This window comes from Bradyrhizobium sp. 956_D2_N1_4, assembly GCF_052076025.1.
Lineage (GTDB): Bacteria > Pseudomonadota > Alphaproteobacteria > Rhizobiales > Xanthobacteraceae > Bradyrhizobium > Bradyrhizobium barranii.
On sequence record NZ_CP197237.1, the window covers coordinates 5,255,908 to 5,272,916 of the forward strand.

At 63.8% G+C, this 17,009-nt stretch carries 14 protein-coding genes; 6 read left to right on the forward strand and 8 right to left on the reverse strand.

The genetic code is table 11. The annotated features are described in order from the left end of the window. Positions 1-134: 134 nt before the first annotated feature. From AB7535_RS25015 to AB7535_RS25030, 4 genes are all read right to left on the reverse strand, one after another. Positions 135-1,223: an AI-2E family transporter gene (locus AB7535_RS25015; RefSeq protein ID WP_085402448.1), complete on the reverse strand. Its 1,089-nt coding sequence runs from the start codon at positions 1,221-1,223 to the stop codon at positions 135-137. A gap of 250 nt (positions 1,224-1,473) precedes the next feature. Then, positions 1,474-2,346: an ABC transporter permease gene (locus tag AB7535_RS25020; RefSeq protein ID WP_085402447.1), complete on the reverse strand. Its 873-nt coding sequence runs from the start codon at positions 2,344-2,346 to the stop codon at positions 1,474-1,476. Then, positions 2,343-3,284, reverse strand: coding sequence for an ABC transporter permease (locus AB7535_RS25025; protein ID WP_085402446.1), 942 nt, complete (start codon positions 3,282-3,284; stop codon positions 2,343-2,345). Before AB7535_RS25025 ends, AB7535_RS25020 begins: the two co-directional genes overlap by 4 nt. Positions 3,285-3,341: 57 nt before the next feature. After that, positions 3,342-4,853: an ABC transporter substrate-binding protein gene (locus AB7535_RS25030; RefSeq protein WP_085402445.1), complete on the reverse strand. Its 1,512-nt coding sequence runs from the start codon at positions 4,851-4,853 to the stop codon at positions 3,342-3,344. A 221-nt stretch (positions 4,854-5,074) separates the two neighbouring features. Here AB7535_RS25030 and AB7535_RS25035 point away from each other — a divergent pair, with 221 nt between their 5' ends. Genes AB7535_RS25035 through AB7535_RS25055 form a run of 5 tightly spaced genes read left to right on the forward strand, consistent with a single transcriptional unit; the run spans position 5,075 to position 11,573 of the window. Then, positions 5,075-6,283, forward strand: coding sequence for an ROK family transcriptional regulator (locus AB7535_RS25035; RefSeq protein WP_245344166.1), 1,209 nt, complete (start codon positions 5,075-5,077; stop codon positions 6,281-6,283). Further along, the gene (gene nagB / locus AB7535_RS25040) at positions 6,280-7,056 is read left to right on the forward strand and encodes a glucosamine-6-phosphate deaminase (protein WP_085402443.1); all 777 of its coding nucleotides are present in this window, start codon (positions 6,280-6,282) and stop codon (positions 7,054-7,056) included. The genes AB7535_RS25035 and nagB overlap by 4 nt, the downstream gene beginning before the upstream one ends. Beyond that, positions 7,053-8,648 (forward strand): gamma-glutamyltransferase, encoded by a 1,596-nt coding sequence (gene ggt, locus AB7535_RS25045; protein ID WP_085402442.1) that lies wholly within the window; start codon positions 7,053-7,055, stop codon positions 8,646-8,648. Before nagB ends, ggt begins: the two co-directional genes overlap by 4 nt. 36 nt (positions 8,649-8,684) lie before the next feature. Further along, a complete protein-coding gene (locus AB7535_RS25050; protein WP_085402441.1) occupies positions 8,685-10,310 on the forward strand; it encodes an ABC transporter ATP-binding protein in 1,626 nt (541 codons plus the stop codon). Between the two features lie 33 nt (positions 10,311-10,343). Beyond that, entirely contained in the window at positions 10,344-11,573 is a 1,230-nt protein-coding gene (locus AB7535_RS25055; protein WP_439037056.1) for a Gfo/Idh/MocA family protein, read from the forward strand. Between the two features lie 91 nt (positions 11,574-11,664). Here the strand turns inward: AB7535_RS25055 and AB7535_RS25060 are convergent, their stop codons facing one another. From AB7535_RS25060 to madL, 4 genes are all read right to left on the reverse strand, one after another. Then, positions 11,665-12,813 carry an ABC transporter substrate-binding protein gene (locus AB7535_RS25060; RefSeq protein WP_439037057.1) on the reverse strand — a complete coding sequence of 383 codons (1,149 nt, stop codon included), beginning with the start codon at positions 12,811-12,813 and terminating at the stop codon, positions 11,665-11,667. Between the two features lie 465 nt (positions 12,814-13,278). Continuing rightward, the gene (locus AB7535_RS25065; RefSeq protein WP_085402438.1) at positions 13,279-13,965 is read right to left on the reverse strand and encodes a GntR family transcriptional regulator; all 687 of its coding nucleotides are present in this window, start codon (positions 13,963-13,965) and stop codon (positions 13,279-13,281) included. After that, on the reverse strand, positions 13,966-14,730 hold the full coding sequence (gene madM, locus AB7535_RS25070) for a malonate transporter subunit MadM (protein WP_063981840.1): 765 nt from the start codon (positions 14,728-14,730) through the stop codon (positions 13,966-13,968). After that, a complete protein-coding gene (madL, locus tag AB7535_RS25075) occupies positions 14,727-15,167 on the reverse strand; it encodes a malonate transporter subunit MadL (RefSeq protein ID WP_028149209.1) in 441 nt (146 codons plus the stop codon). Before madL ends, madM begins: the two co-directional genes overlap by 4 nt. Before the next feature lie 193 nt (positions 15,168-15,360). Between madL and mdcA the strand changes: the two genes are divergently transcribed. Next, positions 15,361-17,007, forward strand: a complete 1,647-nt coding sequence (gene mdcA / locus AB7535_RS25080) for a malonate decarboxylase subunit alpha (RefSeq protein ID WP_085402437.1) — start codon at positions 15,361-15,363, stop codon at positions 17,005-17,007. The last annotated feature ends 2 nt before the right edge of the window (positions 17,008-17,009 follow it).

Consider the following 17,009-nt stretch of genomic DNA (forward strand, 5'->3'; position numbering starts at 1 on the left):
TGCCCGAATGCGCAATCCCGCTGCGACGTTTGATGGGCCATCGACATGCCTGCGGTCAGATCTGGCTTCACCTGATCAAGGCGCATCGGGTGTCGAGAGGATTGACTTAGGTCAAAGGTGATGCGTGCGGAGATTCAGGTCTCTTCCGGCCTTTTCGGCGCAGCGGCGCGGTCGTTTCGGATCCAGGCCGCCGCGAGTTCCCAGGCGACCGACAGGATGATCGGCCCGATGAAGAGGCCGATGATTCCGTGCGCGAGCGTTCCGCCGATCACCCCGATCAGGATCACGATCGTCGGCGTGGTCAGGCCGCGCCCCATGACGATGGGTTTCAGGATGTTGTCGAGGATGCCGACGGCGCCGAGGAAGACGGTCAGGAGCACCGCGGTGGTCACGTCCTTGTCCATCCAGATCCAGACGACCACGGGGAAGAGAACGAGGAAGGGGCCGATCTGCACGATCGACAGCAACAGGACGAGGAATGCCAGCAGGCCGGCACTCGGGGCGCCTGCGAGCTTGAAGCCGATGCCGGCCAGTAGCGACTGCACGATTGCGACACCGATGATGCCCTGCGACACCGCGCGGATGGTCGCGCCGGCGAGCTCCAGAAAATGCTCGCTCTGCTCCGGTACGACCCGGAACAGGAAGCCGCGCACCGCGTCGACGAGCTGCGGACCGTAGGGAAAGAGGAAGCCGGCGACGAATACCGACAGCAGGAACTGGAGCGTGCCGACACCGGCATCACCGGCGAGCGACAGCATCATCCCGGCAAGCGGTTTCAGATACGGCATCACCTCGCTCAGCGCCGCGCGAATATTGCTGTTGGCCTGGGTCCAGAGATCGTAGAGTTGGGGGCCGATCAGCGGCCAGCTCTTGATCTGTTCGGGCGCCTCCGTAAGCGTGAGATCGCCGCTGCTGATCTGGCCCGCGAGATCCTTGATCCCGTCGACTGCGCTCATGCCGAGCCAGGCCGCAGGACCAATGACGATGCCCAGCGTAACCAGCGTAAGAATGGAAGCGGCGGTGCGCGGGCGGCCCCCGAGGCGTTTGGCGAGCCAGCCGAAGACTGGATAGAACGCCACCGCGAGCACCGCACTCCAGGCCAGGATTGGCACGAAGGGGCGGATGATTAGGAAAGTCCACAGGATCAGCAGCGCCAGCAATCCGAGCCGGATCACGAGCTGGATGACTCCGTCGATAGACCGATGCTGGCGAAGAGTGTTCAAGGCCTGTGTCCGGGCAGCGCTCCTGCTGGAAGCCTAGCGGCCCCTATCCCGCGGCGGGCTTGATACAGATCAATGGCGCGCCCAATGCTCGCGCCAATACACGCTAGTCTAAGACGAGCACGTCATCGACCTGTGTCATCGGATCTGCGCGCTGCAGCGCTCGGACGAGACAGGCTTTGCTCTGCCGTCTGAAATCAAACGGCCCTAGGCCACGCCGCGGAGTCTTCAGCGGAACAGGCTCGTCTTCCATCTAGTGCCTGGGATTGAGGGCATCATTCAGGCCGTCCCCCATCAGGTTGAAGCCGATGACGAGCGCAATGATCGCGAGGCCGGGCCAGAAGGCCATCCATGGCGCCTCGCCGAGAAATTGCCTGGCAACGTCAAGCATGGCGCCCCATGAGGGGGCCGGAGGAAGCTGGCCAAGCCCCAGAAAGGCCAGGCTCGCCTCGGCGAGAACTGCAATCGCCATGGTCAGCGTCGCCTGCACAATCGTCGGCGCAAGCACGTTCGGCAGCACCTGTCCGGTCAGGATGGCGAGATGGCCGAGGCCCTGGGACCGGGCCGCCGCGATGTAATCCTCGGTGCAGACAACCAGCGTCTCGGCACGCGCGACACGAACGAACACCGGCACGGCGGAAATGCCGATGGCAATCATCGCATTTTGCAGGCTGGGGCCCAGGAACGCGGCGAGCGCAATCGCCAGCACCAGAAAGGGGCAAGCGAGCAGCGCATCGGCGAAGCGCGAGATCACCATGTCGGTGAGGCCGCCGAAATAGCCGGCCATGAGACCAAACGGAAGGCCGATCAGCACCGCGACCGTCACGGAGACGATGCCGGCGGAAAGCGAGGCTTGCGTGCCGAAGATCACGCGCGACAGCACGTCCCGACCGAGATCGTCGGTGCCGAACCAATGTGCCGCACTGGGTGCCGCGCGAATCGCCATCCAGTCCGGCGAGTTTGGATCGTACGGCGCAATCCACGAGGCAAACACCGCCAGCACGACGAAGAACAGGATGATCGTGGCCCCGATGACGGCGGATGGTTCGCGCAACAGGCGACGAATCTCCGAAGGAGCGGCGGCGCGTGCCTGACTTGCGACCGGCACCGTCTCAATCGAGCTCATGATCTGAGCCTCGGATTGAGCAGCACATAAGCCACGTCGGCAATCAGGCTCATCAGGAGGAATACGGCTGCTGTGCAGAGCACGACCGCCTGAACCACGGCATAATCGCGGCTGAACACGCCGTCGACGACCATCTTGCCGAAACCCGGGATGGAAAAGACCTGCTCCGTCAACACCGCGCCGGCCAGCAGTTCGCCAAATTGCAGTGTGCCCAGCGTGACCACGGGAATCAGCGCGTTCGGCAACGCGTGACGCATCACGATGGTGCTTTCGCGGACGCCCTTCGCGCGGGCGGTGCGCACGTAGTCCTGCTTCATCGCCTCGATCATCGCGCCGCGGACATGGCGCATCATGATCGCAGCGGTGCCCGTGCCGAGCACCAAGGCGGGCATCAGCATCGAAAGCAGGTTGCCTCCCACGCTCTCGGACGGCGGAACGAAACCTCCGGCCGGAAGCCAGCCGAGATTCACCGAGAACAGAAGGATCAGCATGATCCCCAGCCAGAAATGCGGGATCGACAGTCCGGCAAGCCCGAACAGACTGGCGCCGTAGTCGAAGGGCGTCCCGCGCCCCAGCGCCGCGAAGATCCCGATCGGCAACCCGACGAGCAGCGCGACCAGCATCGACAGGATCGCGAGCTCAGCGGTCACCGGCAATTTTTCCGCCAGCATGGTGCCGATCGGCAATCGGGTGCGTACCGACGTACCGAAGTCACCGTGCACCAGGGCTTTCAGCCAGACGGCGTATTGCACCGGGATCGGATCATTGAAGCGATACTTCTGCCGAAGATATTCAACGACTTCGGGATTACGCTCTTCTCCGGCGAGCGCCAGCGCAGGATCGCCGGGCAGCAGTTTCTGCAGACCGAACACCATCATCGACACCAGCAACAGGGTCGGCAGCAGGACGGCAAGCCGGCGCAGAAGCAAGCTCTTCATCGGGGCAGACTGGTCCTCACCAGGGCGAGCGCATCGGCGGGCGCGAAGCGTTGCGCATCAATTCACAGGCCTGACACCGACCAGACGCAACAGACCGTCCGGCACCATGACGATGCCGCCGACCGATTTGCGGGCCGCAAAGAACCAGTTCGGGTGATGGAGGGGAATCGACGAGAGCGCCGTCAGGTAAATGTCCGTCGCTTTGGCGTAGAGTGCCTTGCGCTTGGCTTCGTCAGCCTCGCCCCGGGCCTGGTTCAGGATCGCATCGAGATCCTTGTTGCAGTACTTGTTGACGTTCTGGGAGCCCGCGCAACTGAAAAAGGCGACCAGCGTCGGGTCCGGGTCAGCGCGGCCGCTCCAGTTGCCGATATAGGCTTCGAAATTGCCGTTCATGTAGCGCTCGATGGCCGTGGTCGTTTCCATGGGCAGCAGCTTGACGTCGAAACCGGCCTCGCCCGCCATCGACTGTATGATCTGTGCGACCCGGGAATCGCCGGCCGTATTCTCGTACTGGATCTCGACCGGCACGCGAGTCATTCCGGCGGCGGCAATCATCGCCTTTGCCTTGGCAACATCGCGAGCCGGCGCCTTGCGCGCGCTATCGTAGAACGGAGATGACGGCGGGATCATCTGGTTATCCGCCAGGAACTCGCCGTTGAAGGCAACGCGGTTGATGACATTGCGATCGATCGCCAGCTCAAAGGCCTGACGCAGCGTCGAGTTCTTGCCGAGTGGCGTATCGGCCTTCGCGCCCGCGCCGACATTGAACATCAGATGCGAGACGGCAAGTCCCTGGCCGGAATGCAGGGCGAGGTTGGGATCGTCGCGCACGGTCTTGAGATCGGTCGGCGCGATACGCTCCGCGAGATCGAGATCGCCCGCCCGGACGCGTGACAACCGCACGGTCGAGTCGGGAACGTAGTAGTAGACGACCTCGTCATAGCCGACCCGTGCAGCGTCCCAGTAGCCAGGATATTTCTTGACCCGAATGAGGTCGCGCGACTTGCGCTCGGCAAATTGATACGGACCGGCACAGACCGGCGCGGCTGCAAATTCCCCGGCTTTCTCCGTGGCGGCCTTGGGCGAGACCATCATGCCGGCACGATCGCTGAGATTGGCAAGCAGCGGCACGAACGGCTCCGACAGGTTGAACTTCACCTTGTCCGCGGCAAGCGCTTCGACGCTCGCGACCGGCGCCAGCTCGGCCTTGCGCTTGGAATCCGGCATGGACTTCATGCGCTCGATATTGAACTTGACTGCCGCTGCATCGAACGCGGTGCCATCGTGGAACGTGACATTCTTGCGCAGCGCAAAGGTGATCGACTTGCCGTCCGCGGACCACTCCCAAGCCTCCGCCAGCTGCGGCACGATCTTGAGGTCGGGGGAGATATCGACGAGCTTGTCGCACAGCGCCGCAAACACGAAGCGGCCGGAGTAAGTGCCGCTGAGTGCCGGGTCGAGCGCATCGGGATCGTCCTGAATGCCGACCCGCAATGTCGCGGCACTCGCCGAGACAAGGCCCGTTGCGATCATCAGAATTGCCGCCAACGCCGTGCCCGTCCGCTTCATACGGAATTCCTTTCGTCGCACGCCTATCCCAAGGCTTCCAAGGCTCTGCTGTTGAAGGTCAAGACAAGCACGACTGAACCTATTTGTAAATGTCTCGAACAAATCATGGAACTAAATTACAATACGTCGCTTTCGAGAGCGCAAAATCCTCGCACCGCACCCCTTGACGACAGATCAGGCGAGGTATTAGTTCGGTATGTTGACTAATTGGATTGAGGCCCATGCCAGACGCCCCCTCATCGCCCGTTGCGCGACAGCAATCCGTGCGCCTTGTGGTAGAGCGCCTGCTGCGCGATCGCTCGGTATCGCGCGCCGAAATCGCCCGCAGCACGGGCCTGTCCAAGCAGACCATCTCCGAAGTGATGCGTGATCTCGAGCGCGACGGCTGGGTCCATGAGGACGGTCAAATCCAGGGCAGCGTGGGGAGGAGCGCCGTCACCTATGCGCTCCGGCCGGATGCCGCCTTCGTGTTGGGTATCGACCTTGGCGGCACGAAACTGCATGTCGCACTTGCCGATCTGCACGGTGAGATCGTCGCCGAGAGCATCGAACCGACATCCGGCGACGGCGGCGCTGCCGTGGTCGCACAGATCGATCGCATGAAGGATGCCCTGCTTCAGCGTGCGTCCGTATCGGCGCAACGCTTGCGCGGCGGCGTGATGGGAAGTCCGGGGATGGTCGACCCCGCGTCGGGCAGCATCGCCATCGCGCCCAATATCCCCGGACTGGATAGCCTGGACGTGAGGGCCGCGCTGCGCGAACGGCTCGGAATCGACGTCGCCATCGAAAATGACGTCAATCTCGCCGCAATCGGGGAGCATTGGCGCGGCAACAGCCGCAAGGCGCGCAGTTTCGCCTTCATCGCAGTCGGCACCGGCATTGGCATGGGCATCTTTTCGAACGGCTATCTCGTGCGCGGCGCACGCGGGGCGGCCGGCGAGATAGCCTACCTGCCGCTTGGGGGCGATCCCTACGATGCGCGCGGTCTTCGGTTCGGCACCCTGGAAACCGCGATCGGCAGCGCCGGCATTGTCGAACGCTATATCGCGCTCGGTGGCGCGCCCGGCAGTACCGTGCGCGATGTCTTCGATCGGCTCGCGGTCGAGGAGGCGGCACGAGTGACGATCGACGAGATCGGCCGGATCCTCACGACCGCGATCCTGGCGGTGCACAGCATCCTCGATTCGGAAATCATCATCATGGGCGGCAGCATCGGCGCGCGGCCCGAGTTGAAGGTCCGGATCGATGAACATCTGGGACGCTGCATGCGCGAGCCTGTTCGTATCGAGCTCAGCGCGCTCGGCAATCGCGCCACGCTGATCGGCGCGATCGGAAGCGCGATCGACCTCGTGCATCGCTCGCTGTTTGGCACCGGCAAGGATGCGGGCCCGCTGGCTCTTCCTTTCACGGCAGCAGATGTCGCGGCATGAAGGAGCAGGCGCCGAGAATCGAAGTTGTCGGCAATGCCGCCGCCGTCGCGGAACGCGCAGCCGCGCTCGTCATCGCGCGGCTGCACGATCGACGGCCGGTCACCCTCGGTCTTGCGACCGGAGCGACAATGGCGCCGCTCTATGCCCGCCTTGTCGCCGCGACCCGCGCCGGCCTCATCTCATTCCGAACGGCGTCGAGTTTCAACCTCGATGAATATGTGGGCGTCGCACCCCAATCGCCTGGAAGCTTCCATGCCTATATGCAGCAGCATTTGTTTGGGCATGTGGATATGGAAGCCGGTCGGGCAAGGATCCCCGATGGCACGGCCGACGACGTCGCCGCAGAGGCTGCGCGCTATGAGGCGCAGATTGCGGCTGCCGGGGGCATCGACCTGCTGCTCCTCGGCATCGGCGCCAACGGCCATATCGGCTTCAATGAGCCAGGTTCGGATTTCGCCTCACGTACCCGCGAGGTCAGACTCGATGAAGCAACCCGCATCGCGAATGCCATCAATTTTCCTGATCCGGCGTCGATTCCCGAACGTGCTATCACAATGGGCATAGCGACAATCCTGGAGGCTCGGAGCATCCTCCTTGTCGCCAAGGGACCGGAGAAAGCAGCCGCCATCGCAGCCGCGATCGAGGGTCCGATCACAGCAGCTTGCCCTGCCTCGGCACTCCGCCTGCACGGCAACGTCGATATCCTTTGCGATGAACCGGCTGCCGCAGCCCTCGCCACGCGGCCCCATAACAACAATCGGAGAAGGGCATGAGCTGGGGACAGCGCGATTTCATGGTGCCGGGGCGCTCGCTGGCAGTGGGCGACCGGGGCATGGCCGCGACCTCTCATCCGGCCGTCACGCTCGCTGCGGTCGAGATCCTGCGCAGCGGCGGTAATGCCGTCGATGCCGCCATTGCCGCGATCGCCCTCCAGGGTGTCATTGATCCGCATATGACCGGCATCGGCGGCGACTGTTTTGCGATCTATGCTCCCGCCTCCGGCAAACCCGTCGCTGTCAACGGCTCGGGCCGAGCGCCGGTGAAGGCCGAACTCGGCTGGTTTCGGCAACGCGGGCTGACGTCGATCCCGGACGATTCACCCCATGCAGTCACAGTTCCGGGGGCGGTCGATGCGTGGTGCCGCCTCGCTGGCGACTATGGTTCAAAAGGCCTGGACGAGGTTCTGGCGCCGGCGATCCGCGCGGCCGAGACCGGCTTTGTGGTGACGCCCCGCGCCGCGCTGGATTGGGCACGCTACGCCGATCGCATCGAACGACATCAGACCGGCGTACCGGTCTATCTGCCCGGTGGCGCTGCACCCGTCGTCGGCAGTAAGCTCAATCATCCCGCACTCGGCGCGACGCTGCGCCGGATTGCACGTGAGGGACGCGCCGCGTTTTACGAAGGTGCCGTCGCCGAAGAAATCGTCGCGACATTGAAGGCGCTGGGCGGAGTGATGCAGCTTGAAGATCTCGCAAGTGCCCGATCGGAGTACGTCGAGCCGATCAGCGTCGACTACCGCGATCATCAAATCCTGCAATGTCCGCCTAACGGACAGGGCGTCGCGGCGCTGCTGATCGCCCGCATCCTTGCCGGCTTCGACATGGCCAACCCGGCACTCGGCGAGGCGGATCGCATTCACCTCCTTGCCGAGGCAACCAAGGCGGCCTACCGGCAGCGCGACGCGCTGGTCGCCGATCCGGAATTCCGTCCGCTCGATGTCGATTCGCTGCTCTCGGAGGCGTCGGTCGCGGCATTGCGCTCCTCCATCGACCGGAAGCGTGCCAGCGCATCAGCGGATTTCGACATGCCTGTTCATCGTGACACGGCTTACGTCGCGGTCGCCGACCGCGACGGCAACATGGTATCTTTCATCAATTCGCTTTTCTTCGCGTTCGGTAGCGGCATCTACGCCCCGCGCGCGGGCGTGCTATTGCAGAACCGCGGTTCGGGATTCTCCCTTCTCGAAAGACATCCCAATGCGATTGCGCCGCGAAAACGTCCCTTTCACACCATCATTCCGGGTTTGCTGGCGAAGCACGGCAAGCCGATCATGGCCTTCGGCGTGATGGGTGGACAATACCAGGCGGCGGGACATATGCAGATCCTGAGCGGCGTGCTCGACCGTGGGCTCGACATTCAGCAGTCCTCGGATGCGCCGCGCAGCTTCGCGTTTGATGGCACGCTGAGCCTCGAACCCACGATTCCCGGCTCCGTCGCCGACGAATTGATTGCGCGCGGTCATCGCGTGATCTGGGCGGACGAACCGCTCGGAGGTTGTCAGGCCGTGCACGTCGATCTTTCCGGGGGCGTCATTCTCGGCGCGTCGGACCATCGCAAGGACGGCATTGCACTGGCGGCGTGACCAGGATGAGAAAGACGTGATGTCGGATCGGGCAGCATGAGCGAGACAATAGAGGCGATCCTGTCGATCGAGCAGCTGACGCTGGCGCTGCCCGCCGGCGGAGATCGTGCCTCTGCCGTCGAGGACGTTTCGCTTGCTCTGCATCCGCGGCAAATCCTCTGCGTCGTCGGTGAATCCGGCTCCGGTAAATCGGTCTGCGCCGCTGCTGTCATGGGCCTGCTGCCCAGGGCCATTCGCCCGGTTGCAGGGGCCATACACTTTGAGGGGCGCGATTTGCTGAACCTCCCCGCAGCAGAATGGCGGACGTTGCGCGGGCGACGCATCGCGATGATCTTCCAGGAACCGATGACAGCGCTCAATCCTGTGATCAGGATCGGCGACCAGATCATGGAAGCGTTCGAGGCGCACGGACAATTCACGCCAACGGAGCGGCAGGCCCACTTGCGCGCCCTCCTCGAAGAGGTCGGCATGCGCGACCTCGAGCGGATCATCCGCAGCTACCCGCATCAGTTGTCGGGTGGCCAGCGTCAGCGTGCCATGATCGCAATGGCCCTTGCGCTCGAACCATCGATCCTGGTCGCGGACGAACCAACCACGGCACTCGACGTCACGACACAGGCGCAGATCCTTCGGTTGATCCGGGACATTCAGCAGCGGCGCGGCATGGCGGTGCTGTTCATCACCCATGATTTCGGCGTCGTCGCCGACATCGCGGACCGCGTCGCGGTCATGGAGAAGGGTCGCGTCGTCGAACAGGGGTCCGTGGAGGACGTGCTCGAACGCCCGCAGCATCCCTATACGCGCCGGCTGCTCGCCGCGGTGCCCGGCGGGACCCCGCCGGTCCGGGTCCGGGTCGAGGACGAACCGATCGCCTGCGCCGCGACCGGACTTGCGAAAATCTATCGTGGCAACGACTGGTTCAACTCGCAGACCGAGGTCGCAGCCGTAAAGAATGTGACCTTCGAAATCCGGCGCGGCGAGACGCTCGGCCTCGTCGGAGAGTCCGGCTCGGGCAAGAGCACGATCGGTCGGCTGGTGATGCGTCTCACCGACGCCGATGCGGGCGTGGTCCGTATCGGCGAACTCGATTTCTCCGAGGCTCGCGGTGCCGGCCTGCGGGCCGCCCGCAAGCACGTCCAAATGGTGTTCCAGGATCCCTTCGCCTCGCTCAATCCGCGTCGCCGCGTCGGGCGAATTATCGCCGACGGGCCGATCGCGCACGGCGTCCCGCCGGCGCAGGCCTTCGCGCGTGCCGGGGAACTGCTGGCGCTCGTGGGTCTCGACCCGAGCGCCGCGCGACGCTTTCCGCATGAATTCTCCGGAGGGCAACGCCAGCGGATCGGAATTGCGCGCGCGCTCGCGCTCGACCCAGAGGTGCTGGTGGCCGACGAACCGGTGTCGGCGCTCGACGTCTCTGTCCAGGCGCAGGTGCTCACCTTGCTCGAGACATTGAAGGTACGGCTGCGGCTGGCGGTGCTGTTCATCACCCACGATCTCAACGTCGCGGCCCAGGTCTGCGATAGGATCGCAGTGATGCGCCTCGGAGAAATCGTCGAGATCAGGCCGACGGTAGATCTGCTGGAACGGCCGGAGCATCCCTACACGCAGGCACTGCTGGCCGCGATCCCGGGCAGGCAACGCAGAACGCCCACGTCGGTCTGAACCACCACATTTTCATTGAAGGAGGTCTCTGACATGCAGAAGCTCACGGAACTTCCAATGCTGCGCATCGGCCTTGTCGGCAGCGGCTTCATCGCCGCGTTCCATCTGCAGTCCATGCTCGGCGTGCGCAACGTCAGCGTCGGCGGCGTCTACAGCCGTTCCGCCGAGCGGCGGACACGCATTGCCGACAAGGCGCGCAATCTTGGCCTTGGGCCGGCGCATGTGTTTGACAGCATCGAGGCGATGGCAATGTCCGGCGAGGTCGATGCGCTTTGGCTGCTGACGCCGAACGACAGCCGCCTCGACATCATGCGCGAGATCCACCGCGTGACCAAGGCCGGGGCTCCCCTGCGCGCCATTGCCTGCGAAAAGCCACTCGCCCGCACGCTTGCCGAAGCACGGGAAATGCGCAGGCTCGTCGAAGATGCAGGCCTGCTTCACGGTTATCTGGAGAACCAGCTTTTCTCGACCGCGGTGATGCGCGGCAAGGACATCATCTGGCGCCGAGCCGTACCCGGAAGTGGACGCCCCTATCTCGCGCGTGCCGCCGAGGAGCATTCAGGACCGCACGAGCCATGGTTCTGGCAAGGCGACAAGCAAGGAGGGGGCGTGCTCTCCGACATGATGTGCCATTCAGTCGAGGTCGCACGCTTCATGCTGACCGCGCCAGGCGCAAAGCGCGACTCCCTACGGCTGGTCAGTGCCAACGCCACGACGGCCAATCTCAAATGGACGCGCCCCCACTACGCTGCCGACCTCAAGAGGCGAATGGGGGTCGATTTCACCAAACGTCCGGTCGAAGATTTCGCGCGCGGGATACTTACGATGGAAGATACCGACGGGCATCAATTGATGATCGAGGCGACAACCTCATGGGCGTATGTCGGCGCGGGCTTGCGCATCCAGCTTGAATTGCTTGGTCCCGAATATTCGATGGAGTTCTCCTCGCTCTCAACGGGCCTCAAGGTCTTCCTTTCCCGTGCGATCAGCGGATCAGAGGGCGAGGACCTCGTCGAGAAGCAGAATTCCGAGCAAGGTCTGATGCCGGTCGTCGAGGACGAAGCCGGCATCTACGGCTACACCGACGAGAACCGCCATATGGTGGAGGCATTCAGGCGAGGCATGAGTCCGGCAGAAACCTTCGATGACGGGGTCGGCGTCATGGAAATGCTTATGGGACTCTATCGCTCTGCGGAGCTTGGCCGGACGATCCATTTCCCCGATCCCGAACTCGAGCACTATGTCCCTCTCGTGGCGCGCTGACGGCGTGACGCCCTGTCCTCCAGGCTGAGGAGCGAGATCACCGACGAGAAGCTCGGCTTCCACATCGCGTCTTCCCGAGGATGGCGCGCTGCTATTTCGCCAAGCGGAACTTCCCGCCCTCGACCTTGATCAAAAAGGCTGAGCGTTCATCATAGCCGTTGTGGTCGGTCTTCCTCATGTTCGACAGCCCGTTGTTGAGATAGATGTTCTCCCCGCGCTCGAGTTCGTCCCGCAGAGCTGCACGAAACTCAGGCGTGCCCGGCTTCGTTGTCTTCAGCGCGTTTGGAGCAGCTTTCCCAATCAGCGCGACGACATCCCAGAGGTGAGCCGCGAACATATTGGGTTTCTGACCGTTCACCGCCTCATAGGCGGTCACGAACTGCTCCGTCGCGTGACGGAACGGGTCTCCCGCCGGAAGATCGGCCGCAACGGTAAAGGCCTCGCCGGCGAAAATAGCGCCTTCGACGGTCGCGCCTCCGAGCTTGATGAACTCCTCGCTGGCCACGCCATGCGTCTGAAAGATCTTTCCGGTGTATCCGCGCTCACGGAGCGCCTGTTGCGGCAGGACCGCCGGGGTACCTGCAGAAGCAATGAAGACGGCGTCAGGATTCGTCGACATCACCTTCAACGCCTGGCCGGTGACGCTGGTGTCCGCACGCGCGTAGACTTCATGTGTCGTCACCGTCAGACCCAAAGTCGGCGCAAGGCGGCTCACCTCCTTATAGTAACCTTCGCCATACCCATCCGAAACACCGATAAAGCCAAGCGTCTTCGCGCCGGATTTCGCGATGTATTTGAGAATGGCGCTCGCCATCAGGTCATCGTTGGGGACGACCTTGAAGGCCCAGGCCCGTTTGTCGTCCAGCGGCTGAACGATGGCGGTGGCGGCCGCAAGCGATAGCAGCGGCGTCTTCGACTCCAGCGCGACGTCGAGCATCGGCATGGTCACCGGCGTCAGAGACGAGCCGACCAGCACATCGACCTTGTCCTGGATCACGAGCCGGCGCGCGTTCTGGATCCCTTTGGTGGAGTCAGACTCGTCGTCCAGGATGATGTAGGTCACCTTCTCTCCGCCGATCTCTTTTGGCAGAGCTGCGACAGTCTTGAGCTGGGGTTGCCCCAACGCAGATCCCGGGCCGGTGGCCGAAATCACAATTCCGACTTTGATTTCCGCGCGCGCCGCGTATCCATAAAGTGCGCAGGCCACAACAAGACAAACTCGCGTGAAACCGATCGTCATGCAGCTCCTCCCTGTCCGCCCCAGTGCTTCGGCCGGTTGCATCGGCCCCCGCGGGCGGCATCAAGGACCCGGAGGAGATCGTCCGATGTTCAGGCCCTGTCCCGGGGTTACGAGCAACCAGGCGAGCGACCCTAAGCGGATCGCGGGGCCGTGTCTGTCCCTATGCCTAGGGACAAGGACCAGCGTCTCAAGCCAGGCGCCGGCCCAAGCCGCAAGAGTACGGTTCGTTGCGTATGTTTTGCTTCGGACTATTGGCCTAACAGCTTCCTGATACCTGTCAAACCGGCACACAGGAACGGATCTGAGTGGATGTAGAAATATTTGACGCCGCGCTCAAGCCGCTCGGCACGATGCGAGCGCGGCGCGCCTCGATCAGGCAGAATGGGCACGCGACCTTACCAATGGTCCATGCCTGCGGCCGCCGGATGCGGTCAAGCTATCGGCCCGATCGTGCGATCGGGCTACTCAGCCGAGGCGATCATCGATGTAGCGCCTGAGCGCGGACGCGGCATTCAGCATGTGCGCACGCATTCGGCGCGCTGCGGTCTCTCCGTCACCTTCCGCGATCGCCTGCATGATGGCATCATGCTCGTCGCGGGACTTGCGAATGCGATCGCCCTGCCGCAATTGGGTGCGGCGGAAGGCGCTGAGCCGCGAACGCACGTCCTGCGCCTGCTCGGCGAGAAACGAGTTGTGCGTTGCCCGGTAGATGCATTCGTGGAATTCCCGGTTGAACGCGTCATAGGCGTCGACATCGTTCGCCTCGACCATCTTGAGCGAAGCGTCATGGAGCTCGATCAGATGGCTGCGCTCGAGCGGCGTCATGCGGTAGGTTGCGAGCCTGACGCACATGGCTTCCACCTCGGCGCTGGTCTCGAACATGTCCATGATGCGCTCCGGCGTCATCCGCGCAACGACGAGGCCGCGGCGGCCGCGCACCTCGACGAGGCCGCTGACCACGAGCTGGCGAAGCGCCTCCCGCACCGGCGTGCGGGAAGCTCCAAAACGATCGGCAAGCTGCTGCTCTTCCAGGGCCGAACCGGCGACGAGCGCCCCCGAGGCAATCTCGTCCGTAAGCGCGTTCCGGATGCGATCGGAGAGTAGCCCGCCATCGTCCTCCGCGTCGACTGCGACCTTCAATACTTCTGCCATTCAGCCTCCCGTGATCGCGCGCACCGCGAAGTAAAGGATCGAGGGCGCGACCAGGCATCCGAGCCCGGTGTGGAATGTCGCCGTCAGCGCACCGTAGGGCACCAGACGCCGGTCCGTCGCCGCCAACCCTCCAGACACGCCGCTGACCGTTCCCATCAAGCCGCCAAACACCATCGCGCTACGCGGATTGTTCAGGCCGATCATCTTCGCCACAAAGGGCGTGCCGATCATGACGATCACCGCCTTGAATACACCGGTCGCGATCGAGAGCGCAATAACCGGTGAGGATGCACCGATCGCCGCGCCCGTGACCGGGCCCACGATGTAGGTGACCGCTCCGGCGCCGATCGTCGTCAGCGATTCCGCGTCAGTGTAGCCAAACGCCGCGGCGACGAACACGCCGAGAATGAACGGCACCACCGTTCCCAGTCCGAGTGCGACCGCACCAATCACCCCGGCCTTGCGCGCATGGACGACATCGACCTCGAAGGCGGTGGCGACGATGGCGAAATCGCGCAGCATCGCTCCACCCATCAGGCCGATCCCGGCCAGGGCTGGCAGGTCGGCCACGCCCTTCTCGCCGCCGGTGGAGATGCCTCCCCAAAAGGCCAGCGCCAGGCCCAGCATGATCGCAATCGCCGAGGCGTGAATGCGCCCGAAGGTGAGATATTTCGAGATCGCTCCGGAGATCCACATCAGGATTCCGACGACCGCGAACGCAGTGATCAGCGCATTGGCGGCGAGAATGTGAGACATCATGATCATCCGATCCTCCCGGACTTGAAGTGGGGCACAGGTGCAGCGAGCGCCTCGGCCTCTCGCGCCTCGATCTCGTCCATGGTCTCGACACGACCGCTGAACCGGCCGATCAGGGCCACCATCGCGAAACACACCGCGACCGCGCCGATCCCCGCAATGACGACGATCGGACCGCCTTTTGCCGCGGCGACCACATTCTGCTGCGCGGCCATGGCGACCACGATCGGAATGTAGAAGCTGCCCCAGAACTCGACGCCGGTCTTGAGCCCGTGGCTGAGTATGCCGTGCCGCACCAGCCAGAGCCGGGCCGCGATCAAGAACATCATGGCGATGCCCACGCCGCCGACATTGGCCTTCACACCGAGGGCGACGCCGAGCAGGTCCCCCAACAGGCCCCCTAAGAGGGTGCAGATCGCGAGCAGCGCTACGCCGGAAATGGTCACGGGCGCCTCCCCTCGGCGAGCAAGGCACGATCCCCAGGACTTGGACTATCTGCATGCATTCGCATCGTAAACTCCCTCCTGTGTATGCGAATATCCATCGCTTATGGGTTTATGTATACACTAATTGACATTTGAAGGCAATACGCATACATTACGGCAATCGAAAGCCAACCCCGCATGCCAAGGAGCCGAAATGAGCGATTGGGGTATGCAAAAGGCCGCCCTGGCGGAGCGCCTGACGGCCGGCGGCCAGCACGCCGAGGGCAAGATGGTGCCCATCGCGAACCTGCCTGCATTCCTGAGGGCCGTGATCCGGTCAGGGGACCGGGTGTGCCTGGAGGGCGATAATCAGAAGCAGGCCGACATCCTCGCCTCGGCGCTCGCGAACCTCGACCCCCAGGATGTCCATGACCTGCACATGGTGCAGTCGGGGGTGGTCCTGCCCTCCCACCTCGACCTCTTCGACAAGGGAATCGCGCGGCGCCTCGACTTCTCCTATTCGGGCCCGCAATCGGCCCGCATCGCGCGCATGCTGTTCGGCCGCAAGATCGAGCTCGGGGCCGTGCACACATACCTCGAGCTGTTCGCCCGGTATTTCATCGATCTCACGCCGAACGTCGCACTCATCGCGGCGGTGAGCGCCGACAAGGACGGCAATCTCTATACGGGGCCCAACACCGAAGACACGCCGACGGTGGTCGAGGCGACGAGCTACAAGAACGGCCTCGTCGTGGCGCAGGTGACCGAAATCGTCGACAAGGTGCCGCGCGTCGATATTCCCGGCGACCTCGTGCATTTCGTGGTCGAGGCCGGGCGCCCCTTCTATGTCGAGCCGCTCTTCACCCGCGACCCGGCCGCGATCACCGAGACCCAGATCCTGACGGCAATGCTCGCGATCAAGGGCATCTACGCGCCCTACGGCGTGCGCCGGCTCAACCATGGCATCGGCTTCAACACCGCCGCGATCGAGCTGCTGCTGCCGACTTATGGCGAGAGGCTCGGGCTCAAGGGCAAGATCTGCACCCATTTCGCGCTCAACCCACATCCCACGATCATTCCGGCGATCGAATCCGGCTGGGTCGACCAGATCCACTGCTTCGGCTCGGAAGTCGGCATGGAGGATTACGTCGCGGCGCGTTCCGATGTCTTCTTCACGGGTCCCGACGGCTCGCTGCGATCGAACCGCGCCTTCTGCCAGACAGCGGGCCTCTATGCCTGCGACATGTTCATCGGATCGACGCTTCAGATCGACCTCGAAGGCCACAGTTCGACGGTGACGACCAGCCGCATCGCCGGCTTCGGCGGTGCGCCTAACATGGGCTCCGACCCGCGCGGCCGGCGCCACCCGAGCGAACCCTGGCTCAAGGCCGGCGCCGAAGCCGATCCCGACTCCAACGCGGCGCTGCGCCGCGGCCGCAAGCTGGTGGTGCAGATCGGCGAGACCTTCGGTGAGCGCAATGCGCCGCTGTTCGTCGAGCGGCTCGATGCGCTCGACCTGGCACGCGAGCTCAAGCTCGATCTCGCGCCGGTCATGGTCTACTCGGACGACGTCACCCACATCGTCACCGAGGAAGGCATCGCCAACCTCTTGATGTGCCGTAGCAAGGACGAGCGCGAGCAGGCGATCCGCGGCGTTGCCGGCTACACCGACATCGGACGCGCGCGTGATGCGAAGCTGGTTGAACAGCTCAGGCAGCGCGGCGTGATCCAGCGCCCCGAGGATCTCGGCATCGATCCGCTCGACGCCGACCGGCGCCTGCTGGCGGCCCGCTCGATCAAGGACCTCATGCTGGCCTCCGGCGGTCTCTACCGCCCGCCCAGCCGCTTCCGCAATTGGTGAGG

Excerpts from the sequence above, each read along its gene's own strand:
- ggt (WP_085402442.1), top strand. The coding sequence starts at position 7,053 with ATGAGCTGGGGACAGCGCGATTTCATGGTGCCGGGGCGCTCGCTGGCA.
- nagB (WP_085402443.1), top strand. The coding sequence starts at position 6,280 with ATGAAGGAGCAGGCGCCGAGAATCGAAGTTGTCGGCAATGCCGCCGCC.
- madM (WP_063981840.1), bottom strand. The coding sequence starts at position 14,730 with ATGATCATGATGTCTCACATTCTCGCCGCCAATGCGCTGATCACTGCG.
- AB7535_RS25035 (WP_245344166.1), top strand. The coding sequence starts at position 5,075 with ATGCCAGACGCCCCCTCATCGCCCGTTGCGCGACAGCAATCCGTGCGC.
- mdcA (WP_085402437.1), top strand. The coding sequence starts at position 15,361 with ATGAGCGATTGGGGTATGCAAAAGGCCGCCCTGGCGGAGCGCCTGACG.
- AB7535_RS25055 (WP_439037056.1), top strand. The coding sequence starts at position 10,344 with ATGCAGAAGCTCACGGAACTTCCAATGCTGCGCATCGGCCTTGTCGGC.
- AB7535_RS25020 (WP_085402447.1), bottom strand. The coding sequence starts at position 2,346 with ATGAGCTCGATTGAGACGGTGCCGGTCGCAAGTCAGGCACGCGCCGCC.
- AB7535_RS25060 (WP_439037057.1), bottom strand. The coding sequence starts at position 12,813 with ATGACGATCGGTTTCACGCGAGTTTGTCTTGTTGTGGCCTGCGCACTT.
- AB7535_RS25050 (WP_085402441.1), top strand. The coding sequence starts at position 8,685 with ATGAGCGAGACAATAGAGGCGATCCTGTCGATCGAGCAGCTGACGCTG.
- AB7535_RS25025 (WP_085402446.1), bottom strand. The coding sequence starts at position 3,284 with ATGAAGAGCTTGCTTCTGCGCCGGCTTGCCGTCCTGCTGCCGACCCTG.
- AB7535_RS25030 (WP_085402445.1), bottom strand. The coding sequence starts at position 4,853 with ATGAAGCGGACGGGCACGGCGTTGGCGGCAATTCTGATGATCGCAACG.
- AB7535_RS25065 (WP_085402438.1), bottom strand. The coding sequence starts at position 13,965 with ATGGCAGAAGTATTGAAGGTCGCAGTCGACGCGGAGGACGATGGCGGG.